Origin of the sequence: Mesorhizobium sp. WSM3879, assembly GCF_002294915.1 — a bacterium.
Classification (GTDB): domain Bacteria; phylum Pseudomonadota; class Alphaproteobacteria; order Rhizobiales; family Rhizobiaceae; genus Mesorhizobium.
Genome location: NZ_NSFZ01000015.1, coordinates 61,674 through 86,923, shown reverse-complemented (window position 1 = coordinate 86,923; position 25,250 = coordinate 61,674). Strand labels below are relative to the sequence as shown.

Sequence of the window (25,250 nt, the reverse complement as noted above, 5' to 3'; positions counted from 1 at the left end):
CGACGTTTGGTCCGGGGCTGGTGCAAAGGCCGGACACGTAAGCCACTTTCGCGTTCGAGAAGTTTCCGCTAGGTCGAGCGCATGGAAGGAATGACCAAGGCGGATGTCGACAAGCTCGATAAAGGCTTGGCCGTGCACGGCGGTCGGCCGCTTCGCCCGCGCGATGCCGCAACCTTGATCCTGCTCGACAGGAGAGCCAGCGACGTTCTGGTGCTGATGGGCCGGCGCCACGCCGGCCACGCCTTCATGCCGGGGAAATTCGTATTCCCAGGCGGCCGCACAGATCCCGCCGACAGCCGCGTTCCGGTGGCTGCCTCGCTTCATCGTGAGGAAGAGGCAAGGCTTGTGAGCGGCCCCGGCCGCGCGAGCGCCGCACGGGCGCGCGCCATCGCCATGTCGGCAATTCGTGAGACTTACGAGGAAGCCGGCCTGCTGATCGGCCGTAAAGGCCCGTTCGCCACCGCCAAGCGCGATTGGCAGGGTTTCGTCGACCACGGCGTCGCACCGTCGCTGGACGCCCTGCGCTTTATTGCCCGCGCCATCACGCCGCCCAACCGGGTGCGCCGCTTCGATACCCGGTTCTTCAGCGCCTGGCGTGAGGATGTCGCCGTCGAATTGCCCGACGGCGGTCCAACCCACGAATTGGAAGAGCTCGTCTGGCTGCCGCTTGATGACGCCCGCAAGGCCGACACACCCGACATCACCCGCATGATCCTGGAAGAACTGGAAAGGCGGCTCGCCCACGATCCGTTGCTGCGTCCGGGCGGCGCAGTGCCGTTCTTCCGCCTCATCCGAAACCGCTTCGTTCGCGAAGTCCTTTAGAAGCAGAGCATCCCCATCGATGACGGTCGATACCCAGCAACAGGGCGACGAACGCGTACACTGGCTGCCGATGACTGCGGCGATCTCCTCGATCAGCGTGGTCGGCATTGCCATCGGCCTCGGCATGCCGCTGCTCAGCGTCATCCTCGAATCGCGCGGCCACTCGGCCTCGATGATCGGCCTCAACACTGCGGTCGCCGGGCTCGCCTCGATCGCCGGCGCGCCGCTCGCCACGCCGCTGGCCATGCGCCTCGGCGTCGCCCAGACCATGCTTTTGATGATCGCCGTTGGCGCGCTCGCTTTTGTCGGCTTTCATTTCGCGCCGGCCTTCTGGATGTGGTTTCCGCTCCGCGTCGCGCTGCACATTTCGCTGACAGTGCTCTTCATTCTGTCGGAATTCTGGATCAGCACCTCGGCGCCCCCGCATCGTCGCGGCCTTGTGCTTGGCATCTACGCTACGGTGCTTTCTCTGGGCTTCGCCGCCGGGCCGTGGCTGTTCGCCCATGTCGGCTCCGGTGGATTCCTGCCGTTCGGCGTCACCATTGCGTTGGTAACGCTTGCTGCCATCCCGGTGCTGGCGGCCCGTAACGAGAGCCCGGCGATCGTCGCCGACGGCGAAACCAGCCATTTCCTGCGCTATATCTGGATGGTGCCCACAGCAACCTTCGCCGTGCTCGTATTCGGCGCCGTCGAGACCGGCGGCTTTTCGCTGTTCCCGGTCTATGGCAGCCGCATCGGCTACTCCGAGGCCGACGCTGCGCTGTTGCTGACCATGATCGGGCTCGGCAACGTGCTGCTGCAGATACCGATTGGCATGATCAGCGACCGAGTCTCGGACCGCCGCTACCTGCTTCTGGCCTGCGCCACGGTCGGCCTCATCGGAACCGTGTTCATGCCTTTCTTCGCCAAGGACTGGCACCTGATGGCGGCGCTTCTGTTCGTCTGGGGCGGTGTGGTCGCGGCCATGTACACGATCGGCCTTGCGCATCTGGGTTCTCAGCTTTCCGGCCATGAACTCGCCTCTGCCAACGCCGCCTTCGTGCTCTGCTATGGGGTCGGCATGGTGATCGGCCCGCAGGCGATCGGCATCGGCATGGACGCCTTCGGCCCTTCGGGCTTCGGCTGGTCGCTGGCGCTGTTCTTTGCCGCGTACATGCTCCTGGTCCTCGTCAGGTTGGTGCGAAAGATCCTCTAGTGAAAATGTCGCCCAGCACCGGGGCATGCTGACATCACCGTGTCAGCAGGCCCCCTGCTATACCCTCGCTCCGATCCAGGAAGAGCGAGGATATAGCGATGATCGACAGCGGCTTTGAAACCAAGTCCCTCAGGATGGAACTGCTTCTGCTCGTCACCTTCCAGGCGCCGGCGGCCGATGTCGAGCGCATCATGGAGGCGGTGGTGGCGATCACGCCGCTGCGCATGGGCAAGTATGACGGCAATGCCTACCAGTCGGCGCAAGGAATAGAGCGCTACCGGACGCTCGAATGCGCTGCCGCGGGCGCCGAGATCGAGTTGCGCAGGCGGCCGGGCACGGTCGAGGTGTCGTTCGAACTGCCCGACGATCAGGCGCTCGCCGCCCGTGTCGCCGAAGCGATATTCCAGGCCCATTCCTACCAGGAGCCTGTGATCCGCATTCAGCCGCTGCTGACCAGCCGTTCCAAGGGACTCGACGACCATACCAATCCGAACCGCTGGTGGAACACCACCGGCGACTGGAAGAAGGCCGATCTGCAGGTCAGGGAGAACGCCTGACGCGGCGAGTTCCGCCACGTCAAAACGGGGCAAGAAGGGGCTTGGGCTTGACTTTCCGGGCGCGTTCTTTATGTGTCGCGCCAAGTTTCCCGCGTCCGGGTGTTTTCCCCGTGCTCCAGCGGCCAAAACTCCACGAACATTAACGGACGAACATCATGGCCAAAGCCGCAAACATCAAGATCAAGCTTCTGTCGACCGCCGACACCGGTTTCTTCTACGTGACCAGCAAGAACAGCCGCACCAAGACGGACAAGCTGTCGTTCCGTAAGTACGACCCGATTGCCAAGAAGCACGTCGAGTTCAAGGAAACCAAGATCAAGTAATCCGGTTTATCCTGAAATGCCGAACGCCGCCCCTTGGGGCGGCGTTTTTGTTTTCAGCGGGCGGACGCTCGAGCAAGAAAGCCCGCGGCTGCCTGACGCTGAATCATGCATGAGAAAAAGGGGGCCGGTCGGCGGTTGGCAGCGGTACGAGGAGGCCACTATGTGCCAGCGCCGGCCGGCCGACCCCACGGACCCAGGAGATGCGGCGGACCTGAGCATCATGGGGTATTTTCTGGATCGAGCCGGGCAGTCTACCCTCGTGCCGGCTTCGTCTTCGTTCTATGCCAAGCAGATTTGCTCAAGAACTTATGAAAATCAACCATTTCTTAACCACGGCTCCCGAATCGCTTGGATTAAGGTAAATTCCTAACCCTATCGGGTTGACGCGGAATTGGGGCTTCCGTGGGTAACCGCATCGCGGCGCAACGATTCAGGCAACGCGCTTAAGTCTTCTGGTCTTGTCCATGTCGGTGCGCCAAAACTGCTGCGCACCAATTGGGTGGCATGGATTAGGCGGCCTTGGCGACAACCCGGTTGCGGCCGCCGCTCTTGGCCTCGTAGAGCGCAAGGTCGGCTCGCTTCATCAACGCCGCGACCGTATCGGCTCCCCTCAGCACCGATGACACGCCGACGCTGACCGTCACCTCGATCGTCTTGCCACCGCTTCCGATTGCGAAGGGCGCCTGCGCGATCTCGGCGCGGATACGCTCGGCCACCTTCTCGGCGATGGGCCCGTCGGTATCCGGCATAACCACGACGAACTCCTCGCCGCCGAAGCGGCAGGCGAGATCGATGCCGCGCACGTTCTTGCGCAGCCGCCTGGCGAATTCACGCAGAACGTCGTCGCCGCCGTCATGGCCATGGGCGTCATTGATGGATTTGAAACGGTCGAGGTCGGTGATCATCACCGAGAGCGGCCGCCGCCGCGCCACGGCGCGGTCGAACAGCGTCTCAAGATGGCTATCCAGGTAGCGGCGGTTGTGCAGGCCGGTCAGCGCGTCGGTCACCGCCATCTCGATGGTCTGGGTGACGCTGGCGCGCAGCTGATCGTTATAGCGCTTGCGCCGCACCTGCGTGCGCAGCCGGGCCGTCAGCTCGTGCTGATCGATCGGCCGCGTCAGATAGTCGTTGATGCCGAGTTCGAGGCCGCGGATGATGCGGCCCTCCTCGCCCTCATCGGCCAAGAGCATGATCGGCAGGAAGCGGGTGCGGTCGAGCGAGCGCAGTTGCGAGCAAAGCCGGAGCGCATCGAAATCGGCGAAGGCCGTCGAGATCAGCACGCATTCATAGGCGGTCTCGGCGGCCTGGAAGAATCCGGCATTCGGATCGGTGGCGACGTCGAGATCGGCGCTGCCGCGAAGCATCTTCTGGATACGCTCGATAGACGACTTGCGCTCGTCCACCAGAAGCACCTTGGGCTTGGTGTCTTCCGTCGCGAAGTTGCGGCTGAGCAGCTCTTCGATGCCGATGTTGCGCGTGGTCGAGGCGCGCAGCCGCAATTCGTCGGTCAGCGACTTCAGCCTGACCAGGCTCTTCACCCGCGTCATCAGTTGCAGATCATTGACCGGCTTGGTGAGGAAATCGTCGGCGCCCGCCTCAAGGCCGCGCACCCGGTCCGATACCTGGTCGAGCGCGGTGATCATGACAACCGGAATATGCGAGGTCGCCGGGTCGCTCTTCAGCCGCTTGCAGACCTCGAAGCCGTCCATGCCCGGCATCATCACGTCGAGCAGCACGACATCGACCTTGCCGTTTTCGCAGGTCTCGATCGCATCCGGGCCGTTGCCGGCCGTCAGCACTTCGAAATATTCGGCCAGCAGCCGAACCTCCAGCAGCCGCACATTGGCGGGGATGTCATCGACGACGAGGATCCGCGCGGTCATCTCAAAGGCTCCGGCTCAGGCATCGCCCAGATAGGATTTGATCGTTTCGATGAAGCGCGGCACCGAGATTGGTTTGGAAATATAGGCCTCACAGCCACCCTGGCGGATGCGCTCCTCGTCGCCCTTCATCGCGAAGGCGGTGACGGCGATGACTGGGATCGAGTGCAATTCGTCGTCTTCCTTCAGCCACTTGGTCACTTCCAGGCCAGAAACCTCGGGCAGTTGGATGTCCATCAGGATCAGGTCCGGCCGGTGCTGGCGCGCGAGATCCAGCGCCTCCAGGCCGTTGCGCGTGCGGACCGTTTCGTAACCGCTGGCTTCGATGAGGTCCCGAAAGAGCTTCATGTTGAGCTCATTGTCCTCGACGATCATGACCTTCTTAGCCATCAATTTCCCGTCCCGACGGTCCCCTGAGCCGAAGACCGCCGTCATGCGTCCTTGCCGGATCGCACCCAACCCGCCTGTACCCTACGTCAATATGATTGACGAAACGCAAACCTGCCGTTGGAAAAGCACACCCATTCCACTTGCGGCTGCAGGGCTGAAGCGGCTGAGACTTGCCGCAAGCGACGCTTGCCATTACTGCGGAAGAAAGACTCAACATGCACATCGGCAAAAGGTAATGATGACGAACGCAGCGTCAATGCGCGAGGAGGCGGAAACCCTTGCCGTCAGGGCGCTTGGCTTCGTCGCCGGCGATCCGGAGCTGTTGCCTCGCTTCCTGGCGATAACCGGCATCGAGGCGCGGTCGATCCGCCACGCTGCCGCGGAGCCGGGCTTCCTTGCCGGCGTGCTGCAGTTCATCCTCGCCCACGAGCCGACGCTTTTGCGCTTTGCCGAGGAAACGGGCACGCCACCGGCTGCCGTCGGCAAGGCCTTGCGGGCGCTGCCGCTCGGCAATGACGATCATGAGCGCTCGACATGAGCGACGATCCCGAAACCGCGCGCCAGATCGAGGAGTTGGCGGCCGACGACCGGCCGCTGCTGGTGCTCGATGTCGATGATGTCGTGCTCGAATTCATCCGTCCCTTCCCGCGCTACCTGAGGTCGCGCGGCTTCGGGCTGACTCTCGCCTCCTTCCGCCTCACCGGCAACATCGCCGAGACGGCGTCCGGCCGGCTGATCGAGCAGGCCGAGGTCACGGCCCTTCTCGGCGATTTCTTCGATGCCCAGGCCGATTGGCAAAGCATCACCGACGGCGCCGCGGAGGCGCTGACGTCGCTCGGACAGCGCGCCGAGATCGTGCTCCTGACCGCGATGCCACACAAGCACCGCGCCGTGCGCCGGGCGTATCTCGACGCGCTTGGCCTGAACTACCCGCTCCTGACCACCGAAATGGCCAAGGGCCCAGCCATCGCCAAGCTGCGCGGCGCCAAGGGCCGGCCCGTCGCCTTCGTCGACGACCAGCCCTCCAACCTGCTGTCGGCGCGCAGCTCTGTCGTCGACGCGCACCTCTTCCACCTGATGGCCGACAACACGCTGCGCGCTTTCCTGCCGCCGACGCCGGACGACATCATCTCGGTCGACAACTGGCGCGAGGCGGCGCCGAGGATTGCGGGCGCGCTCGGGCTATAATTCAGGCGCTCAGGGCTGCAGCTTCGCTCCAGCCCCGCCATTGTCGCCGCCGTCCGAATCGGCCCCGCCGGTTGAATTGTCCGTTCCGTTCGCGCCGTCATCGCCGCTCGAATTGTCGTCCTGCCCCGCGCTGTCGTCCTGGACTTTATCCGGGCCCTTCAGCATGGCGCCGTTGACGACGATGGACCCATCGGCCTTGGTGTTGATCACCCACTCCAGGCGACCGTCAGGCAGTGTCTTGCCAAAACCCTTGACGGCAAGCGCGAACGGGAAGGCCTGCACCATTTGCTCATCGCTCTTTGCCGCTTCCTTCAGGGCATCGACGATCCTGTCGTAGCCGGCGACGTCGATGGTCACGCTCCCATCGGCTTTCTTGCTATCCGGGAAATACACCTCGCCTTCCATGGCGACTTCGATACCGCCATTCTTCACTGTCGAGTGCCCGAACACGAACTTGGGCTTCTTGGCCTTGAAATCCTCGAACAAAGCCTTGCCGAATGCATCCGGCAGCGACGGATTCTTATTGAGATCAAAGGCTTCGATCGTCTTCCTTGCCATCGTATCGAGATCAATATTGGCGCCACCGAAGTTGAGGTCGATATCCGTCGGCAGCAACGCGACGCTCCAGGCGGGCAGCGCTTGCCGCGGGATCGTCAGCCCGGAGGCCTTGATCGCGTAGTCGACTCTGCCGTTCGGTGAGATTCCGTCCATCCCGAACGCGGTGCTGAGCTGCTTCGCCGCGAATTTGCCGACGGGGCTCTCCACCTCGAAATCCTTGAAGCTGTAGTTGCCGTCGATCCTTTCCCAGACGGGCAGCGCGGCCAACAGGAGCGATTTGAGCTCCGCCTGGTTAGCCTTGAGCTTGGCTTCGTCCTCGTTGGCGACGGCAAAGGCAAGAAGGTCGAGCAACGGCTTCGTCCGTACGCCCTTGCCATTCGCATCAACGGAAAGTTCGGGCGTTTTCAGGGTGACTGGAAAATTCATTCCGCTGTTGGGATCGTCGATCTTGATCGTCTCGACGAAGCTCGAGACCTTTTGCGTTGCCTTGAAGTCGACGCCGCCATTGGCCGACTTGGTGGCGGCAATCGTCGCGGTGCCGGCACCGGCGGTGACGTCCGCCTGCTGCTTGGCTTCCCGAGACGTCATCGTCATGCCCGCCATCGAGCTGGTGCCGCTGGTGAACGCAGCCAGGTTCGGATCGTAGACGGCGGAGCCCTTGCCGTCCTTGACCGAAACTTGCATGCTTTGCGGGCCTTCGGGTCCGTTGAATTCGAAGGACATGGTTTGGGAATAATCCGAGGTGACCTCCCAGGATCCATCGCTGCGCGGCTTCACCATCAAGGCATAGGGCGCGAGGTCGATCTTGAACGGCTTCTGCTCCGGCAGGGCGCTGACCAGGGCCTTGACGTCCACTGCGATCTTGTAGGCGTCGCCTTCGACCGAGACCTTGAGCACGCCCTTCTCAAACGCCTGCTTGCCGAAATAGCGCGCCAGATTGTCCGAAAGCTGTTTGGCGCCCTGGCTGTCGACGGTCTGTGCAACGGCCGGCGCGCTGAAAGCAAGAATGAAAACAAGTGGCAAAACACGCTTCACGTCAGTCTCCGTCGGTCTCGGAAGGCAAATCGTTTCGTCTTCTGGTAGAAAAGAAGCATTACAGCCGCAACACGATGAGTGTAAGCCAAATCCTCAAGCGGCTAAAGCACAAGCCGCATCAGCGGCCTACCGGGCTTGCGCTCCAGAAGCCTCTCGAACCCGGCCTTCTCGAACACGCGCGACGAGCCGACGAACAGCCCGATCGAACGCGAATCGCGCGACAGATCGATCGGGCAGGCTTCCAGCAGCCTGGCGCCATTTTCGCGGGCAAAGGCGATGCCGCCGTCGACAAGGCGATGAGTGATGCCCCTGCCCCGCGCCCTGGCGCGAATGAAAAAGCAAGAGATCGCCCAGACGTTCGGGTCTTGGGCATCCGCGGGATCGACAGGCGCCGAGCCCCGGCCTTGATTGTTCCATTCGGGCACGTCGGCGCGCGGGCCGACCTGCATCCAGCCGACGGCCTTGCCGTCCTCGAAAGCCAGAAGCCCGGGCGGCGGGCCGGCTTCGATGCGCGCCTTGATGTGATCCTTGTTGCGCTCGCGGTCGCTCGCCCGCCGCTCCGCCGGGGTCAGCCGGAAATGCGTGCACCAGCAGCCGTAACAGGCGCCCTGCTTGCCGAAGAGATCCTCGAAATCGGTCCAATGCTCAGGACTCAGCGGTACTATGGTCGTGCTCATACGTTCTCCCCAGGCCAAGCTTGTTGCCGGCCCTGCACTGTCGTACCATTGCGTTTGTTCTCTTTATGTTCGCAGCGATGACGGCTCCTGTCAACAATCCCCAACACGGCTTTTGTCGCGACTGCCTGGCTTCTCAGCGCAGCGAGACGCGCCGTTGCGAGCGCTGCGGCAGCCCGCGCCTTGTCCGTCATCCGGAACTCTACCGGCTGCACATCGCTCACATCGACTGCGACGCTTTCTATGCCGCCATCGAAAAGCGCGACAATCCGGCGCTGAAGGACAAGCCGCTGATCGTCGGCGGCGGCAGGCGCGGCGTCGTCTCCACTGCCTGCTACATTGCCCGCATCCAGGGCGTGCGCTCGGCGATGCCGATGTTCAAGGCGCTCGAGGCTTGTCCCGAGGCCGTGGTGATTGCGCCGAACATGGAAAAATATGTCGGCGTCGGCCGCGAGGTCCGCGCGCTGATGCAGGCGCTGACGCCGCTGGTCGAGCCGCTGTCGATCGACGAAGCTTTTCTCGACCTCGCCGGTACCGAGCGGCTGCATGGGATGCCGCCGGCGCTTGTGCTGGCCCGCTTCGCGCAGACCGTCGAGAAGGAACTCGGCATAACCGTTTCCACCGGTCTCTCTTACTGCAAGTTCCTGGCCAAGATCGCGTCGGACTTCCGCAAGCCGCGCGGCTTTTCAGTCATCGGCGAAGCGGAAGCGCCAAGCTTTCTCGCCGGGCAGCCGGTCACGCTGATCTGGGGCGTCGGCAAGGCCTTGGCCGCGACGCTCGAGCGCGACGGCATCCGCACCATTGCCCAGCTGCAGCGCATGGAGCGCGGCGATCTGATGCGGCGCTACGGTGTCATGGGCGACCGGCTCTACCGGCTTTCGCGCGGCGAGGACGACCGCCGCGTCGACCCCGGCGGCGATGCCAAGAGCGTGTCGGCCGAAACCACCTTCGACAACGACATCGGCTCGCTGGCAGAATTGGTGCCGGTGCTGCGCGGCCTGTCGGAAAAAGTCTCGGCGCGGCTGAAGAAATCCGGCATTGCCGGGCGCACCGTGGTGCTGAAGCTGAAGACGCAGGATTTCAAGCTGCGCACCCGCAACCGCCAGCTTGGCGATCCGACACGGCTGGCCGATCGCATCTTCCAGACCGGGCTCGATTTGTTGCGTCGCGAGACCGACGGCACGAAATTCCGCCTGCTCGGCATCGGCGTCAGCGATCTTTCCGACGACGGGAAGGCCGATCCGCCGGATCTGGTCGACGTCCAGTCGCGCAAGCGCGCAATGGCCGAAACCGCGATCGACGAGCTGCGCGACAAATTCGGCAGGAAGGCCGTCGAGACCGGTTACACCTTCGGCAAGGGCCGTGCCGCCAACCCGCCCGAGCCGCTCGAGGACTGAGACCGGCTGGCATTCATGGGGACTTGATCAGGTGCGCTGCAGGTCGATCCGGCTCGTCACCATGGTCTTGCCAGTTTTTGGATCCGTGTCGGTCACTGTCAGCCGCATGCTGTCGCTGCCGGTCTTTTCGACGGTCAACTGCGCTTTGCGGTCGCCATTGACCTCCTTTGCCCAACGGATGCCGAGGTTGAGCGCGTTGCCCGAACGGCTGCCGTTCAATTGCGCCGGCCCGGTACGCGAGCCGATGTAGACGCCGCTATAGCCCCTGCCGGTGGCCTTCAGATCCGCGCTGATCTCCCGCGTCATCAAGATCAGCCCGCGGCATTTGCCGTCGAGCGACAGCGAGGTCGAGGTAGCGCCGGATTTGAAGTCGCAGGAGATATTCACCGTCGGCGCATTCGCGCTCACCTTGAAGGTGCCGTTGCCGGCGAAGCTGCCCTGGAACGAGCGCAGGAAATCTGCATCGTCGGCGTAGGCGCTCGCGGCAGTCATCAGGCAGCCGGCGAGAACGAGCGGAACCACTGGTCTCATCGAAATTCTCCCCCGTTGGAGCCGAAACACGCCTCCTGGCCTCGGAAGGCGCAAACAGACTCAGGAACGCAAGCGATCCTGGCAGGTTCCCCTGCCGATATGACCGTTTTGCAACAATGTCGGTTGGCGTGAGGGTATTTTAAGCCGGCGGCGGCTCAGGCCGAGAGCGCGGCCTTCACCCAATCCAGCCGCGCTGCCGGCACCAGCCCGTAATTATAGAAATTGATGCCATCGACATCAGTTTTCCGCGCCGGGCTGACCTTCGCCGCTAGCAAGTGCGGACCCGCCATTTCCGGGTAAAAAAGCCGGTAGCCGGTGCCGAGAAATTTGCCGGCGCCGAGCGCGGCGCGGCCGTCCGTCACCAGGCTTGCGACATCCTCGGCCTGCATGTCATAGGCGCACAGGATCGCCCCGTCGCAGACCTTGCCGACAGCCGCCAGATCGCAGCCACCCAGCCAGCCTTCCTTGAGGTCGATGATGAGGACCTTGGTGGCCGGATGCGCCACCTCGCGCAGCTCGGCGACCAGACTGGTCACCGGCTCGAAGCGCCAGACCAGATAGGCGTGTAGCTCCGGCCACGGCCCGAAAACTTCGAGTCCACTCGCTGGAAAACCGGGGAAGCGCCGCTCCGGCACTGCGCGCTCGCAGGTCGCGACGATCCATTGCCGGACGAGCGCTCGCGCCCGTTCGGCGTTGACCCCGGCTTTAGCCGCGCGATCGACACAGGACGGACAGAAGCACAGCGACAGCAGGAAATCCTCCTCGGGCGTCAGGCCGACGCCGTCCTTCTCGTGATGGTATTCATGGGCAAATCCCATGAAGGAAGGGCTTTCGAGTTCGATCCTGTCCGGCTTGTAGCCGTGCGAGATGTCCGCAACCAGCGCCCGGACATAGGCGCGCGCATCGGGATGCGAGGGACAGAGATTGTAATAGTTGGGATCGCCGAACGCGTTGCGTGTGACCGCCTCGAGGTGAAGCATGCCGAGGCGGGTGTTGTGCAGGCACACCGTCCAGCAAGAGACCCCGGGGCCGCCCTGTTCCCGCCGGCGGACGAGTTGGCCAAGCACGTCGCCGCCTTCGCTGATCACATCCGCGACCTTGGGCTGGATGGCGAGGTCGGCCCATCGCGCCGCTGACGGCTTGAAATAGATGGTGCCATCCTCTGGAAAATAGGCTTTTCGCCGCGGGCTGCGCGGCTGCAGGAAGCGACCGGCATGATAGGAGGTGGCCAGGCTGATCATGTTGAGGCCGGCGCGCTGGACAATATCGCGCTCGACCGTCTCCAGGCCGAGATCCTGAATGTCCCAGGGATAGGTCCACATCGAAAGCTGCATGCTCATCCTCGGTTCTTCGTCCCTTCCGGGCCGGCGTCAGCCTTCGACCGGCTCGGCCACTTGCATCAGGCAGTCGCCCGCCTCGCACATGGTGTGCAGCCGGCGCGACAGCACAATGCCGCTTTCGGAGAAACGCATCGCCTCCTCGGCAAGCTCCAGCCGTTCGAGATCGTGATACCATCCCGCCAGCTGGCCAGCACTGACGCTGTCGCCGAGGCGGACCGCAGGCTCGAACCAGCCGCGCCGCGTCGAGTAGATGCCCTGGCTGTGCCTCGACAGCGAAAGCAACCGCGTCGGCTTCGCCGGCTCTGCGTCCGATGTGAGCACCGGTGCCGCGACCACGCCCAGCTCGACCATCAGGCGATCGAGCGCGCGAGCGGTAAGCGTCATTGAATTGACGGTAGCGGTTCCGCCGCCGCCGAATTCGCCGCTGACGCCGATGGCGCCCGCCCGGCGCGCGGCACCCATCGAGGTCGGCGAGGCCTGGCCGTTGTCTGCGACGAAGCCGAACGGCATCCCGAGCGCGCGCATTAGCTCGACACCCCGCCGATGGCGCTCGGCATCGGCATTGCGCTCGACCAGCGCCGTCGGCAGATGCTCCATCGAGGTGCCGCCCGAATGGATGTCGAAGACGACATCGTGACGGGGAAACAGTTCCGTTTCCAGGAAATGGGCGAGCCGACTGGTCGGCGTGCCCGACGGATCGCCCGGGAACGCGCGGTTGAGGTTGCCGCCGTCCAGCGGCGAGCAGCGCTTGGCGGCCATAACCGCCGGCGCATTCGCCATCGGCAGGATTGTGATGCGACCGCTGATTGCGGCCGGATCGAGCCGGCGGATCAGCTTGGCCAGCGACAGCTCGCCCTCATACTCGTCGCCGTGGTTGCCAGCCATCAGCAGCAGTGAGGGACCCTTCCCGTTGCGAATGGTGCAGATCGGTACCTTGACCTGGAAATAGGGTGAGCGGTCGACCGAGAACGGAATGCTGAGATAGCCGAGCGTTTTGCCTTCGCGGTCGAAATCGAGCGTGTGGACAAGGCCGGTATGCATGCTGTCCTCTCAAGCGGCCGCAACCGCGGTGACTTCGATGCGCAGATCCGGGTCGGCCAGACGCGCTTCGACGCAGGCGCGTGCCGGCAGGCGCTCGGGATCCACCCAGGCATCGTAGATCTTGTTCATCGCGTCGAAATCGCCGATCTGCGGCAGGAAGATGTTGACCGCCACGAGCTTCGACTTGCTGCTGCCGACCTCATGCAGCAGCGCCTCGACTTTGGCCAGAACATCGCTGGTCTGCGCTTCGATGCCCCCCTTGCGGTCGTTGGCGACCTGGCCGGCTATATGCACCATGCCGCCATACACCACCGCCTGCGACATGCGAGAGCCGGACTGGAAGTATTTGATCATCTCGGATCCTTTCGAGTTCTTTTTGGAGGCCTGGTCAGCCGAAATAGGTCGGAATGGCATGGGCCACACGACCGGTCGCATCCACGCCGAAAAGAACGCGATAGCGGTCGAGGCAGGTGCAGGGATGCGAAATGCCGAATTCGATGACGTCGCCGACCGCGATGTCGTCGCCAGGCTGGAGAGCCAGGAAGGCATGCTGATCGTTGAGCTTGATTACCTGCGATTTCTCAGGTGAAGCCGGCAGCGGCTCGCCCGAACGATACGCCCTGAGCGGCTTGGGAAAACCCTGATCGAAGGAGACGTCGCGCATGCCCATGCCGCAAATGGCGAGATCAGGTTCCGGCCGCGAAAGCACTTCGGCCCAGACACGCAGGACCGGACGGAAAGAATTGCGCGCCGAGGCGGTGGCGCCGCCGAGCTCGAAACCGCTGCGGCTGTCGACCGCGCCAAGCGATCGGTCATAGACGCCGTGGTCGTGGAAGAAGATGGCACCGCTGCGCAGCACCAGCGTCGCCTTGCCGTCCTGTTCGACCAGCGGCGAAAGCGCCGCCACCACCCTGTCGAAGAAGACCGACCCGCCGGCCGTCACGACCAGGGGAGCCTCGCCGCCGAGGCGAGCGCGGAGCCTGAGGAACATGTCGCCCACCGATGCCAGCAGCGCAGAGACCGCTTCATCGGTGCGCAGCGGATCAGGCTGAGCGGCGGCGCCTTCATAGGTGCCGACGCCGGCAATGCACAGCCGTCCGCCGGTCGCAGCGACGGCATCGGCGATTGCCTCGGCCTCGGCCGTGGTTCGTGCGCCGGCCCTCGCCGCGCCGAGCTCGACCAGGACACGCAACGGCGGGAGATCGGCAGCTGCCGGCCACGCATCCGCCAGTGCCCGCACGGCCGCGACCGAGTCGGCGAAGACATAGAGCTCGGCATCCGGCCACGCGCCAGTCAGTTTCGCGAGCCGGCCTGCACCACCGGCGCCGCCGACCTCGTTGGCAATGATCAGTCTCGAGAGACCCGCCTTCAGCATCACCGTTGCCTGCCTTATATCGGCGACCGTCGTGCCCCAGGCACCGGCCTTGACCAGCGAATGGGCGAGATCCGGCGCCATCGGCGTCTTGGCATGCGGCGCGACCGCAGCGCCCTGCTCGCGCGCAAAACGCAGGAACAAGTCGCGATTTGAGGCGAAGGCCGCTTCGTCAAGGGTGAGCAGCGGCAGCGACATGCGGCCATCGGCCGGATGCCAGCCTTGCTGTCCGGCCAGGCTGGAATCCAATCCGGACGTGCCGGGGGGCACGCCACGGATACGATCGTCGAGCATGAAATTTTCATGCACGACAAGCAATTGGGCCGGTGTGTTCTCGCTCATCCGATGCTAACCCTTCCGTCGCCGAACAATGGCTCAACCGATTGCCGGCCAAGGCCTGAGGGAACCGCGTGCCAAATCCCTACTCCGGACCCATCATCGACGCCCATCACCATCTCTGGGATCTCAGCCTCGGCCGCCATCCCTGGCTGGCCGCCTCTGCCGGCGAACGCGGCGGCCTCGGCGAGCTTGATGCCTTGCGCCGCAACTATCTGCCCGAGGATTATCTGCGCGACGCCGCGCGGCACAATATCGTCGCCAGCGTCCATGTCGAAGCCGGCTGGGCGAGCGACGACAGCGTCGGCGAGACCCGCTGGCTCGAGACGCTCGACAAGTCGTGCGGCGGCGTAGCGGCGCGCTACGTCGTCCATGTGCCGTTGGCGAGCCACAACGCGGCGGAGTTGATCGAGGCGCAGGCCGCGTTCGACCGCGTCATCGGCATACGCGACATTCTGAGCTGGGACCCTGATCCCGCCCGGCGCTTCGCCGCTCGCGACGGCATAATGGACGATCCCGCCTGGCGCGCCGGCCTTGGCTCGCTCGCCCGGTACGGGCTCTCCTTCGACCTGATGGTGTTTCCACGCCAACTGGCCGAGGCAGCGCACCTCGCCGCCGCCTTTCCCGACCAGCAATTCGTCCTCAACCATTGCGGCAGCCCGATCGACCGTGACCCCGAAGGCTTGCAGAGATGGCGAGACGGGCTGCGCCTGCTGGCCGAGCGCGACAACGTCGCCATCAAGATATCCGACCTGGTCGCTTACGATCATGACTGGACGCTCGAAAGTCTGCGGCCGATCGTTCTGCATTGCATCGACTGCTTCGGCATGAAGCGCGCCATGTTCGGCTCCGACTTCCCGGTCGCCGGCCTGCACGCCTCGTTCGATGAGGTATATGACAGCTCCAAGGTCATCACCGCCGATCTTTCCCGGGATGAGCAGGCGGCGCTGTTCTTTGGCAACGCCGCTCGCATCTATCGCCTGGACGCCGGGTCATCGCCGGGCTTGCTCCCTGCCTGAGAGCAGCAGCAGCCCGAGGATCAACGAACCGAACAGGATGCTGCGCCAGCCGGGCGATGCATTGACCACGGTGATCAGCGCAGTGATCGTCACCAGCAGGATGGCTCCCGGGATGGTGCCGGCATAGGTGCCGAGCCCGCCGAGGATCGAGGTGCCGCCAAGCACCACTGCGGCGATTGAGGCGAGCAGATAAGGATCGCCGATCCCGACATAGCCCTGCCCGTTCATGCCGAGCACGAGCACGCCCGCGAGCCCCGCCGTGAATCCGCTGATGCCGTAGACAGCCAATGTCGTGGAAATGATCGGCACGCCCGATAACGAAGCCGCAAGCGGATTGGCGCCCGTGGCGAAGATGCGGGCGCCGAAAGGCGTTGCATGCATCAGTGTCAGCACGAGCACGGAAACCGCGATCCATAGCAGGATGCCGGCCGGAATGCCGGCCGGCCGCGCATTGCCAAGCCAATGAACCAGCGGGTTCTCGGCGGTGACGGCACTGCCGCCGGCAATGATGATCAGCAGACCCTGCAGGAATGTCGCCATGGCCAGCGTCATGATCATCGGATGGACGCGCAGCAGCGCCACCCCTAACCCGTTGACCACGCCGATAGCTGTGGTCAGCGCAAGCACCGCGAGCACGGAGGCAAGGCCGGTCGGATCGGCCTGCCATGACAGCAGCGGCAGGCTGATGGCGCTGACGGTGACGATCGCTGCCACGGAGAGATCGATGCCGCCGGCGATCACCACGAAGGTCTGCCCGGCCGCCACGAGGCCGATCACCGCGCCAAGTTCTACCAGGTAGCGCAGATGCCCGTAGGCGCCGAAGCCGCGCGATGCGAAGCTCGCCGCGATCCAGACTGCGACGACGATGGCAAGGGTGAGGAACGGCCGGCTGGTGAGGATCGCCCTGGCGCGTCTGCCGCCGGCGCTGTCGGTCCAGGCTGTCATTGCTGCACCTTGCGGAATTGCGGGATGGCGACGGCGCCGATGATGATCAGCCCTTGCGCGACATACTGCGCTACCGGGGTGAAGCCGAGGAAGAACATCACGCTGATCATCAGGCTAAGCAGCAGGCTGCCGGCGAGCGCGCCGCGCATGGTGCCCTGCCCGCCGAGAAAGCCAATGCCGCCAAGCACGGCAGCGGCAATGGAATTGAGCGTGAAGGCCGTGCCGATGACCGGATCGCCAGACCCCGTTTGCGCGGCGACGAACAGCCCGGCGCCGGTCGACAAGAGGCCGCTGATCGCATAGGCGGCCACACGCGCCGCGTCGACCGGCACACCGGAACGGTAAGCCCCGACCGGATTCTCGCCGGCGGCATAGAGGCTCAATCCAAGCGGCGTGGCGAGATAGAGCTTCCATAGCAGGACGATCACCACCAACAGCACGAACGCCGCTGGCGTGTCGCCGGCAAGCAGGTCGGACAGCCAAGCCGGGATGGAGCCGCCAGGCCTCGGCAGGATCAGCAGTGCGGCGCCACCGATGATGAACGAGCCGGCGAGCGTCACCACGATCGCCGGCAGGCGCAGCCTGACCACGATGAAGCCGGTCGCGGCGCCAATGCCGAGCCCGGCAAGCGCCACGGCGGCCGCGCCGCCGGCGATGCCCAGCGGTCCGCCCATGGTGGTCGCGGCAATGACCGCGCCGAGGCTGACGGTCGCGCCGATCGCAAGGCTGATGCCGCCGGTGAGCATGAGGATCGCCTGCGCCATCGCCACCAGCGCCAGCGGGAACCAGCTCTGGGTGAACTTGGCGAAGCCGGAGACCGTGAACAGGCCCGGAAAAAGCACGGCATAGGCGATGAGAAACGCCAGCACCACCAGGAAGAGGCTGCGAACGCCTATGTTGCGGCGCGCCTGCACCTGCCAGTAGAGCGCGCCGTCGGCTCTCGCGTACGGAATGATGCTCATGCCGCCACCTTCCGCCTCTCTGCACCCATCGCCGCCGACACGATGGCTTCCTCGCTCAGCGCGGCACGCTCGAGCATCCTGACGACGCGGCCTTCACGAACCACCGCGACGCGGTCGCATAGATGCACCAGTTCCGGCGTATCGGAACTGAGCAGCACGACCGCCTTGCCAGCGGCGGCGAAGGCGCGAAGCATCAGATAGATTTCGCGCTTGGTCTCGACATCGACGCCACGCGTCGGATCGTTGAGCAGCAGCACCAGGGGATCGTGCGGCATCCACTTCGCCAGTGCGACCTTCTGCTGATTACCGCCCGACAAGGCCTGCGCCGGACGCTGCAGGTCGCCCTTGATGGAAAGCTGGGCGGCGAGATCCCTTCCCTTCTGGCGTTCAGCCTTGCGGCTGCGCAGCTTCAACGACGGAAGCCTCGCGAGGGAAGGCAACATCATGTTGGTGATGATCGGATGAATAAGGTGGAGGCCCTCGCGCTTACGGTCGGCTGGCACATAGGCGAGCCCCAGCGCGTTGGCTTTCGGCACATTGCCCGGCAGGCCCGACACGCCGTTTACCGTCGCCGAAACCGTCCTCGCCGGGATGGCCCCATAAAGACCGAGCAGCAGATCCTCCTGCCCCTGACCGACCAGGCCGCCTATGCCCAGCACCTCGCCGGTCCCGATGTCGAGGTCGACGTCGTGCATCAGGCCGGCCGAGAAGCCGCGGACCGAGATGGCGGCGCCGGGCGATCCCGACGGCTGCCATTTCGGAAAGAGATCGCCGGGGTCGCGGCCGACCATCAGGCGCACCAATCCAGCCGCGTCGGTTCCCTCCAGCGACCGGTCGGCCGTGCAGGTGCCGTCCTTCAGCACGGTCACATGCTGGCAGAGCGCCATCACCTCGTTGAGCCGGTGCGAGATGTAGAGAATGGCGACGCCTTCTCCACGCAACCGTCCCAACAGGTCGGTGAGGATTTTCGTTTCCGTCGCCGAGAGCGACGAGGTCGGCTCGTCGAGGATGAGCACGCGCGGCCGGCGATAGAGAGCCTTGGCGATCTCCACCATCTGCCGTCGCCCGAGAGATAGATTCCCAACCGGTGTCGACAACGGCTCGTCGAGGCCGACGAGTTTGCATGCCGCCTTCGCCCGCGCGGCAAGCTCCTTGTAATCGACTAGCCCGAAGCGCTTGGGATAGGCGCCAATGCCGATGTTCTCGGCTATCGAAAGGCTGGCCGTCAGGCTGAGCTCTTGCTGCACGACGGCGATGCCGGCCTGCCGCGCGAGCGCTGGCGTCATGCGTGCCACGGCACGCCCATCGACCTCGATGGTCCCGCTGTCCGGGCGCAAGGCGCCCGACAGGAGGTTGATCAAGGTCGACTTTCCGGCGCCGTTCTCGCCGAGCAGCGCATGCACGCGGCCCGGCTGGAGAGCGATGGAAACGTCGCGCAGGACGGGGTTGCCGAAGAACGCCTTCGACACCCCCCGCGCGGCAAGGAGCGGAGCCATGGTCAATGCTGCGACCCTTCCGGCCTACTTCTGCGCCAGCAGCTTCTTGAACAGCTCCTCATCGTAGGGCGAATAGATGTAGCCGTCAGCCGGGAAATCTTTCGCCCGGGCGAGGTATTGATCGATGTTGGAATTATCGATGACCGGCAGCGGAATCTTGACGAAGGCCGGCACGTCCTTGCCCTCCAGCGCCTGGACCGCGGTGTAGGTGGCAAAGGCGCCGAGCCAGTTCGGCTGCATGGTCGCCCAGCTCTTCAGGCCCTTTTCCTTCCACAGCTCGAGGAACTGGCGCGCATTCTCGCCGGTGATCGGCACCTGGTCGCGGCCCTGCTTGTCGAGCGCGAGCACCGCACCGGCCGAGAGCGCGCCGCCGAGCGACAGGATGCCGTCGATCTCGGGATTGGCGAACAGCAGGCTGGTGACGGCTTCCTGGGCCGGCGCGACATTGTACGGCGTGTTGGTCTCGGCGAGGATTTTCACGTCGGGATGGGCCTTGAGCTCGGCATCGGCGCCCTTGCGGCGGTCGTCGCTGACCGAAACGCCGGCCGGGCCGTTGAGGATGAGTATCTTGCCCTTGCCGCCGATGGCGTCGATCAGGAACTTCGCAGCCTGGTCGCCCCACTGCGAGGAATCCGTGTTGACCTTGGCCGTCACCTGGTCGGTATCGACCAGGCTGTCGAAGTTGATGATCGCGATGCCCTTGGCGCATGCATCCGCGATCACGCGCGCCGGAGCGGTCGAGGAACCGGCGATCAGAATGATGGCGTCGACATTGGAATCGATCATCGACTGGATCTGCTGGATCTGCACATTGGCGTCGCCCTGGGCGTCGGTCACGACCAGCTTGTCGACCAGCCCCTGCTTCTTGAGCGCCTCGACCTCGGCTTCGATCGTGCCCTGGGTCTGCTTCATCCAGGTCGGCACGGAATAGATGTTGGCCCAGCCGATCGTATACGGCGCCTTGCGGTCGCCCTTGATGCACTTCGCGGCCGCATCGGCCTGCGAGGCGACACCGACGGCCAGGACGAGACCGAGGCAAAGGGCGCTGGCGGATGCGAAAAACGATGACTTCTTCATGACGGTTCCCCTTCTGTAGCTCTTGTCCGGACGTGCGGAGTCGGGACGGCGAAACACCGCGGTCGCCGCGTCGCGGAAACCGCTCGTTCGTCGTCTGGACTTCTTCTGCCCGGCTCGTTAGTTTGTCCGATATTCCAGACAACATGTCTGTATATCGGACAAACGGGATGCTAGACTGAGCCTTGACATCTTTCAAGCGTCTTGAGACGAGAGCCGAAAATGATTTTTGGGCGGCTGGCATGAGCGAAGGCGCAACTGGTTTGATCGAGGCAGGCGCCGGGGCACAACCACAGCCCGGCGAGCGCCGCCGCGGCATCGACCGCGTCATCATGCTGCTCGAGGCCCTGCTGAAGCATCGCGCGCCGATGCGCATCGGCGACATCGCAAAGATGATCAACGCACCCCGTTCGACGACCTATGAGATCGTCAACAGCCTGCTCGAAGCCGAGATGCTCGAAAATGTCGGGTCCGAGGGCTACGTCTATTTCGGGCGGGCGATGCACTTGTTCGGATGGGCGTACTCGCATCACAACGCACACTATCGCCGCATCCTTGAAACGCTGGACAGGATGGCGGCCGAGACCGGCGAGACCGTTCAGCTCTGTGGTCTGCGCGGCAACAAATATGTCGTTCTCGATTGCCGGGATTCTCCCGGCCCTTTCCGCATCTCGAGCGATGTCGGCGTCGAGGTGCCGATCCCCTGGACGGCGTCGGGGCGGCTGCTGGTCGGCCATATGCAGGAGACGGAACTCAAGGATTTCATTCCTGCCGCCGACTACGAACTCCCCGACGGCCGGGTCATTGCTCCCGACGAATTCTTCGCGGATGTCGACCTGGCTCGCCGGCAGGGCTTCAGCGAGACCTCGGCGCTCGCCGACCGCTTCACCTGGTGCATGGCGGCTCCCATCCGCGACAGCCACGGCGCCATCAACACGACGCTTTGCTTTGTGCTGCCGGTCGATACGCCGGAGCCGCGTCGCAACCAGTTGCTTGAGCTGCTGCGCGAGCGCGCCCGCGCACTGTCGCTCGCCGGAAGCTGAGCCGGAATGCGGCCGTCTGGCCCAGTCGAATGCCGCGACTACCGATTGCGGCACAACGACGGTCTTGCGACATAGCGCCAATGGCACCCGCTCCCTCTATCACCAAGGCCGCGCTCTGGATGGCGCTGTCGATCGCCTCGTTCCTGGCGATGTCGGTCGCCGGCCGCACCGCGACGGCCGCGCTCAATGTCTTCCAGGTGCTGGAGTTGCGCTCGGTGATCGGCTTCTTCATCCTGCTGCCGCTGGTGCTGACGGCCGGCGGCTTTAGGGCGATGCGCACCCAGCGCCCGCTCGCCCACATCGCCCGCAACGTCGTCCACTATGCCGGCCAGGCCGCCTGGCTCTATGCGCTGACCTTGATTCCGCTGGCCGTGCTGATCTCGATCGAGTTCACGACCCCCATCTGGACCGCGATCCTGGCGGTGAGCTTTCTCGGCGAAAGGCTGTCGCGGCCCAGGCTGACGGCAATCGTGCTGGGTCTGATCGGCGTGGTGATCATCGTGCGTCCCGGCGTCGGCTCGGTCGATCCCGGGCATCTCGTCGTGCTGGGAGCCGCAATGTGCTTCGGCGTCTCGGTGGTCATGGTCAAGTCGCTGACGCGAACCGACAGCGTCGTACGCATCATCTTCTGGATGCTGATCATTCAGTCCGTGGTCGGCCTCGTCCCGGCGCTCTATGTCTGGCGCAACCCAGCAGTCGAACTGTGGCCGTCGATATTGGTGGTCGCCTTTACGGGCATGTCCTCCCATTTCTGCATGGCCCGCGCGCTCAGCCACGCCGATGCGACCGTCAATTCGCCGATGGACTTCCTGCGCGTGCCGCTGTCTGCGCTCATCGGATGGCTGCTTTACAACGAGCAGATCGATGTCTTCACCGCCGGCGGCGCCTTGCTGATCCTGACCGGCAATCTGCTCAACCTGCAGCGCAAGGCGCCTCAGCCTGCCGAAGTCGCGACCTCCTAGCTGTGAGGTCAGATGCCCGATTGGTTGCCTGCGACCCGACACGGTGGCTGGCGTCGGCGGGACCGTCATCACTCGCCGCGTCGCTCAATCGTAGACGCCATCAAATAGAAGATCGTTGTCGCCGCCGGCCTTGAAATGTCCGGCGTAGGAGCCCGCTGGCAGCAACAGGGCTTCGCCCGCACTGTTGCGCAATGTTACGGTCTTTGGCCCGGTCGCAAGGTGAAATGGCGGATCAAGCACGGTGCCGTCGATTTCGACCCGGCCCCGCAAAGGCGTTCCATCGGCGCTGTAGAGCGCATAAGTTCCAGCAATAGGAACATCAAAGATCTTCCGCTCACCGGGCTGCAGGCGGAAACCAGCGATCCTGAGGTTTGGCGCCACACGGACATAGCTGTTCAAGATCAGGGGCGCGACTACCGGATAGATATAGTCCATCCGGTAGGACCACAGGATCAGCTTCGGGGGAGACTTGCTAAGCACATTGTAAGCCTCGGAACGCCCGCTTTCCCGCAAGGTGGCGAGCACGTAGTGTTTGTCGAGCCACAAAGTTGTCGGCTCCATTCGATTGGGCAACATTCCTATGCCGTCGAAGTACCGCTCATCGGGTGCAAGCAATGACTCCGCGCGCGCCACCAGCTCAAGTTGGGCGGTATTGTCGAAGCGAAAGTTAAGCAAATTGGCAACGAAGCTTATGGCCATCGCCGTGACCAAGGCTATCCACGCCAGGCGCAGATAACGCGCGCGGGCTGCGAGGCCGTCGAGCATCGTCAGCGACCATAGCGACATGAACGGCAACGCCATAATGAACACGTAGGGCCACGGCTGGTCATGCGCGAAGACCAGCACCGTGATGACGACAGAGAAGATCAGCGCAATTCGCCTCCGCTCGTCGAGCTTCATGATCTGTATCAGAGACAGAGCCATGCCGGCGAAACAGAAGACGTAAAGAACATAATTGCGCGCGAGCGTCTGAACCACGAAGCGCCTCAGCCCCCCGTAGTCACCGCCGCCGCGCGTTGCGACCTCAAGAGGGCCGAACACCAGGCTCTTGGCGATGGGAACAGGGTCGGCGCCGCCGAAGATGAAGCAATATGCGATTATAGGGAGAGTCCATCCCAGCACGAGCCATGCCCCGCGGACCATGCCTGCCAGGTAGCGTCTCATCAAAGCCGCGTCGGCGACCAGGCCAAGGCCTAGCGCAAGGTTGAAGTAGATTGATTTCTGCGTTGCGAGAAACGACAGGCCGCTCAAGGCGCCGGCAGCGACAAGCTGCCATCCCCTCAATTCACGGGCCCGTAGCACGACCAGCAGCGCCCCTACGGCGAAGAACACCGCCAGCGGTTCGGCGATAGTGCGAAAGATGCGCTCCATGAAATTCGAGAAGCACAAGAGGACGAGGACAATGGCCAAGGCACGAACCCGATCCTCCCCAAGCGCGCGAGCGCAGGCGTAGACCAAAGCAATGGTCGCGCATGCCAGCAACGCGGTCTGCATACGACCGACAAGCAGAATGGACGTGGCATCCCAACCGATCAGGTGAGCCAGCTTGTAAAAGGCGGTGGAACCGACCGCCTTGCTTGGCTGCACGGTGGCGAACAGGCCATTAAACAAATGCTTCGCGTATCCAAGCTGACCAAATTCGTCCATGACGAATCGGCAATTCCAAGCCAAGGCGAACAACAACGCGATCTTCAGTACGATCAAAGCGCGTAGAAAGATCGTTAAGCGGCGCGATCCTGCACCGAATAAATCAGTCAGACCTGCTTCTGATCGCATTCAATCCCGCCCTGGAATGAACCTCAGATTTAAGCGACGTTAATTAAGAAAATTGGCTAGGCCACACGGCCCAGACGTTTGGAGCCCTGTTCGGTGTTCGTTGCTGGAAGGCCTCAAGCACAGGCCAGGGCGGAAAGCGCCTGAACTTCGCCCAGATGCGGACGCGACACCGCATCGACCATGGCGAAGTAGGTCAAAGTTTGGCCACTCCTCCGCCTGCCAAGGTCAGCACGCCGAGCGCCGTTGCGCGCCAGTCGTACTGCGCCAACGCGTAACGAGCCATGGCGGCTCGCTCCTCGGAGGTGAGGGCAAGGCTGTCGATAGCATCGGCGCAACGCCTGGCCGACCCGTCGGGATCAGTGAGGTCGATGGCAACGCCACGCAGCCATTTGGCCGCGCCTGGGTCGGCACGGTTGCTCGGTTCGCCGCAGACGACAGGCAGTCCGCAGGCCATTGCCTCTTGAATAACGAGCGGAAAGCCCTCTCCGACGCTCGGCAACAGCAGGAAGTCAGCCCCCCGATAAAGGTCCGCCAGGGCCTGAGGGCTCTGGACACCAAGGTCGTGAACATTGGCAAGTCCCCATTTGCCGGGGTGGATCGGGCCGCTGCCGACCATCAAAAATGCGAGATCCTGGCGGAACGCGGCCAAAGCCCGCAGCACCGACAATCCTTTCTTCTCGACGTAGCGACCAACGAAAAGAATGCGACGCGTACCCGGGGGGATCGAGATCGCCGCAGGGGCCTCCGGCACAGGCAGCGGGCCTGAAGCGGGATGAAAAATCGCACCGTCAACACCGTTGAACAGCAGTTGGAAGGGAATGCGCGCTGGCGTGCCCACAAGATCATGGCGCACGGTGTCGCTGATGAACACAACTGCGTCAGCGGCTCGGAGCATCGGGCGCGTGATGACGATGTTGGCTAGTGCCATCACGGAGCGGAGAATGCGGGAAGAAAAGGGGATGCCGGCGATATGCTGGATCAGCACCACGCGCTTGCGGAAAGCCTTCGACATCAGCAATGCCAGGATCGATGTCATGTACAGCGCATCGTGCACTACGACCGCATTGCTACGGTGCATTTCGCGGGCCAGCGCGCGAATAGCACGGACGCGCGCCAGCGGCATTGGCAGCCCAATGACCTTCTCGATTGGGTCGACGCAGGCAAGAGGGACCGCTTCAACGTCGCTTTCCGGCGGCTGATCGGCATCGCTGGCGGCCCAAACAGCCTGAACGCCCAGTTGCGTGAATTGTCGGCACAAATGCCCGGCCACACGCTCTATGCCGCCGCCGTGACCTTCATAGAAATGGCTGACGGTCAAAATGCGCACCGGACCG

The 25,250-nt window shown here is 63.9% G+C and carries 25 protein-coding genes; 10 read left to right on the top strand and 15 right to left on the bottom strand.

Going from position 1 to position 25,250, the window contains the following annotated elements:
- The first annotated feature begins 81 nt into the window (after nucleotides 1-81).
- The 4 genes from CK218_RS26050 to rpmG all read left to right on the top strand — a co-directional run bounded on the left by CK218_RS26050 (nucleotide 82) and on the right by rpmG (nucleotide 2,897).
- Nucleotides 82-822: an NUDIX domain-containing protein gene (locus CK218_RS26050; protein WP_095829362.1), complete on the top strand. Its 741-nt coding sequence runs from the start codon at nucleotides 82-84 to the stop codon at nucleotides 820-822.
- A 19-nt stretch (nucleotides 823-841) separates the two neighbouring features.
- Complete coding sequence (locus CK218_RS26045; protein WP_067328142.1) at nucleotides 842-2,017, top strand: MFS transporter; 1,176 nt, start codon at nucleotides 842-844, stop codon at nucleotides 2,015-2,017.
- A 98-nt stretch (nucleotides 2,018-2,115) separates the two neighbouring features.
- Nucleotides 2,116-2,574 carry a hypothetical protein gene (locus CK218_RS26040; RefSeq protein ID WP_095779270.1) on the top strand — a complete coding sequence of 153 codons (459 nt, stop codon included), beginning with the start codon at nucleotides 2,116-2,118 and terminating at the stop codon, nucleotides 2,572-2,574.
- Between the two features lie 155 nt (nucleotides 2,575-2,729).
- The gene (gene rpmG, locus CK218_RS26035; RefSeq protein ID WP_040995604.1) at nucleotides 2,730-2,897 is read left to right on the top strand and encodes a 50S ribosomal protein L33; all 168 of its coding nucleotides are present in this window, start codon (nucleotides 2,730-2,732) and stop codon (nucleotides 2,895-2,897) included.
- A gap of 509 nt (nucleotides 2,898-3,406) precedes the next feature.
- Here the strand turns inward: rpmG and CK218_RS26025 are convergent.
- Nucleotides 3,407-4,780, bottom strand: a complete 1,374-nt coding sequence (locus tag CK218_RS26025) for a PleD family two-component system response regulator (protein WP_067000302.1) — start codon at nucleotides 4,778-4,780, stop codon at nucleotides 3,407-3,409.
- Nucleotides 4,781-4,795: 15 nt separating this feature from the next.
- Nucleotides 4,796-5,167, bottom strand: a complete 372-nt coding sequence (locus CK218_RS26020) for a response regulator (RefSeq protein ID WP_027166515.1) — start codon at nucleotides 5,165-5,167, stop codon at nucleotides 4,796-4,798.
- Between the two features lie 238 nt (nucleotides 5,168-5,405).
- On the opposite strand from CK218_RS26020, the gene CK218_RS26015 reads away from it, so the two are divergent.
- Nucleotides 5,406-5,705, top strand: coding sequence for a DUF3572 domain-containing protein (locus tag CK218_RS26015; RefSeq protein WP_067000920.1), 300 nt, complete (start codon nucleotides 5,406-5,408; stop codon nucleotides 5,703-5,705).
- Entirely contained in the window at nucleotides 5,702-6,355 is a 654-nt protein-coding gene (locus CK218_RS26010; protein WP_095829361.1) for a hypothetical protein, read from the top strand. The genes CK218_RS26015 and CK218_RS26010 overlap by 4 nt, the downstream gene beginning before the upstream one ends.
- A 9-nt stretch (nucleotides 6,356-6,364) precedes the next feature.
- Here the strand turns inward: CK218_RS26010 and CK218_RS26005 are convergent, their stop codons facing one another.
- Both CK218_RS26005 and CK218_RS26000 read right to left on the bottom strand, forming a co-directional pair.
- Entirely contained in the window at nucleotides 6,365-7,948 is a 1,584-nt protein-coding gene (locus CK218_RS26005; protein ID WP_095829360.1) for a hypothetical protein, read from the bottom strand.
- 101 nt (nucleotides 7,949-8,049) lie between these two features.
- Nucleotides 8,050-8,625: a GNAT family N-acetyltransferase gene (locus tag CK218_RS26000; RefSeq protein WP_095829359.1), complete on the bottom strand. Its 576-nt coding sequence runs from the start codon at nucleotides 8,623-8,625 to the stop codon at nucleotides 8,050-8,052.
- Between the two features lie 65 nt (nucleotides 8,626-8,690).
- Here CK218_RS26000 and CK218_RS25995 point away from each other — a divergent pair, with 65 nt between their 5' ends.
- Nucleotides 8,691-10,019 carry a DNA polymerase IV gene (locus CK218_RS25995; RefSeq protein WP_095829358.1) on the top strand — a complete coding sequence of 443 codons (1,329 nt, stop codon included), beginning with the start codon at nucleotides 8,691-8,693 and terminating at the stop codon, nucleotides 10,017-10,019.
- Nucleotides 10,020-10,046: 27 nt separating this feature from the next.
- Here the strand turns inward: CK218_RS25995 and CK218_RS25990 are convergent, their stop codons facing one another.
- The 5 genes from CK218_RS25990 to CK218_RS25970 all read right to left on the bottom strand — a co-directional run bounded on the left by CK218_RS25990 (nucleotide 10,047) and on the right by CK218_RS25970 (nucleotide 14,645).
- Nucleotides 10,047-10,550, bottom strand: coding sequence for a hypothetical protein (locus CK218_RS25990; protein ID WP_067000288.1), 504 nt, complete (start codon nucleotides 10,548-10,550; stop codon nucleotides 10,047-10,049).
- A 155-nt stretch (nucleotides 10,551-10,705) separates the two neighbouring features.
- On the bottom strand, nucleotides 10,706-11,884 hold the full coding sequence (locus tag CK218_RS25985) for a hypothetical protein (protein ID WP_095829391.1): 1,179 nt from the start codon (nucleotides 11,882-11,884) through the stop codon (nucleotides 10,706-10,708).
- A gap of 36 nt (nucleotides 11,885-11,920) precedes the next feature.
- Complete coding sequence (locus CK218_RS25980; protein WP_095802198.1) at nucleotides 11,921-12,931, bottom strand: succinylglutamate desuccinylase/aspartoacylase family protein; 1,011 nt, start codon at nucleotides 12,929-12,931, stop codon at nucleotides 11,921-11,923.
- A 9-nt stretch (nucleotides 12,932-12,940) separates the two neighbouring features.
- A complete protein-coding gene (locus CK218_RS25975) occupies nucleotides 12,941-13,285 on the bottom strand; it encodes a RidA family protein (protein ID WP_095829357.1) in 345 nt (114 codons plus the stop codon).
- Between the two features lie 34 nt (nucleotides 13,286-13,319).
- Complete coding sequence (locus tag CK218_RS25970; protein ID WP_095829356.1) at nucleotides 13,320-14,645, bottom strand: alanine racemase; 1,326 nt, start codon at nucleotides 14,643-14,645, stop codon at nucleotides 13,320-13,322.
- A gap of 68 nt (nucleotides 14,646-14,713) precedes the next feature.
- On the opposite strand from CK218_RS25970, the gene CK218_RS25965 reads away from it, so the two are divergent.
- Entirely contained in the window at nucleotides 14,714-15,658 is a 945-nt protein-coding gene (locus CK218_RS25965) for an amidohydrolase family protein (protein ID WP_095829355.1), read from the top strand.
- Here CK218_RS25965 and CK218_RS25960 read toward each other — a convergent pair.
- Genes CK218_RS25960 through CK218_RS25945 form a run of 4 tightly spaced genes read right to left on the bottom strand, consistent with a single transcriptional unit; the run spans nucleotide 15,632 to nucleotide 20,138 of the window.
- Complete coding sequence (locus tag CK218_RS25960; protein WP_095829354.1) at nucleotides 15,632-16,603, bottom strand: ABC transporter permease; 972 nt, start codon at nucleotides 16,601-16,603, stop codon at nucleotides 15,632-15,634. The two genes, CK218_RS25965 and CK218_RS25960, sit on opposite strands and share 27 nt — an antisense overlap.
- Nucleotides 16,600-17,565 (bottom strand): ABC transporter permease, encoded by a 966-nt coding sequence (locus CK218_RS25955; RefSeq protein ID WP_095829353.1) that lies wholly within the window; start codon nucleotides 17,563-17,565, stop codon nucleotides 16,600-16,602. Before CK218_RS25955 ends, CK218_RS25960 begins: the two co-directional genes overlap by 4 nt.
- Complete coding sequence (locus CK218_RS25950; protein WP_095829352.1) at nucleotides 17,562-19,061, bottom strand: sugar ABC transporter ATP-binding protein; 1,500 nt, start codon at nucleotides 19,059-19,061, stop codon at nucleotides 17,562-17,564. The genes CK218_RS25955 and CK218_RS25950 overlap by 4 nt, the downstream gene beginning before the upstream one ends.
- Nucleotides 19,062-19,085: 24 nt before the next feature.
- The gene (locus tag CK218_RS25945; RefSeq protein WP_067000263.1) at nucleotides 19,086-20,138 is read right to left on the bottom strand and encodes an ABC transporter substrate-binding protein; all 1,053 of its coding nucleotides are present in this window, start codon (nucleotides 20,136-20,138) and stop codon (nucleotides 19,086-19,088) included.
- Nucleotides 20,139-20,377: 239 nt separating this feature from the next.
- Between CK218_RS25945 and CK218_RS25940 the strand changes: the two genes are divergently transcribed.
- Entirely contained in the window at nucleotides 20,378-21,178 is an 801-nt protein-coding gene (locus tag CK218_RS25940; RefSeq protein WP_067000259.1) for an IclR family transcriptional regulator, read from the top strand.
- A gap of 80 nt (nucleotides 21,179-21,258) precedes the next feature.
- Nucleotides 21,259-22,140, top strand: coding sequence for a DMT family transporter (locus CK218_RS25935; protein WP_095829351.1), 882 nt, complete (start codon nucleotides 21,259-21,261; stop codon nucleotides 22,138-22,140).
- 84 nt (nucleotides 22,141-22,224) lie between these two features.
- Here the strand turns inward: CK218_RS25935 and CK218_RS25930 are convergent, their stop codons facing one another.
- Together CK218_RS25930 and CK218_RS25925 are read right to left on the bottom strand one after the other, a co-directional pair.
- Nucleotides 22,225-23,916, bottom strand: a complete 1,692-nt coding sequence (locus tag CK218_RS25930; RefSeq protein ID WP_143749707.1) for a hypothetical protein — start codon at nucleotides 23,914-23,916, stop codon at nucleotides 22,225-22,227.
- Between the two features lie 193 nt (nucleotides 23,917-24,109).
- Nucleotides 24,110-25,243, bottom strand: coding sequence for a glycosyltransferase family 4 protein (locus CK218_RS25925; protein ID WP_095829349.1), 1,134 nt, complete (start codon nucleotides 25,241-25,243; stop codon nucleotides 24,110-24,112).
- Between the last annotated feature and the right edge of the window lie 7 nt (nucleotides 25,244-25,250).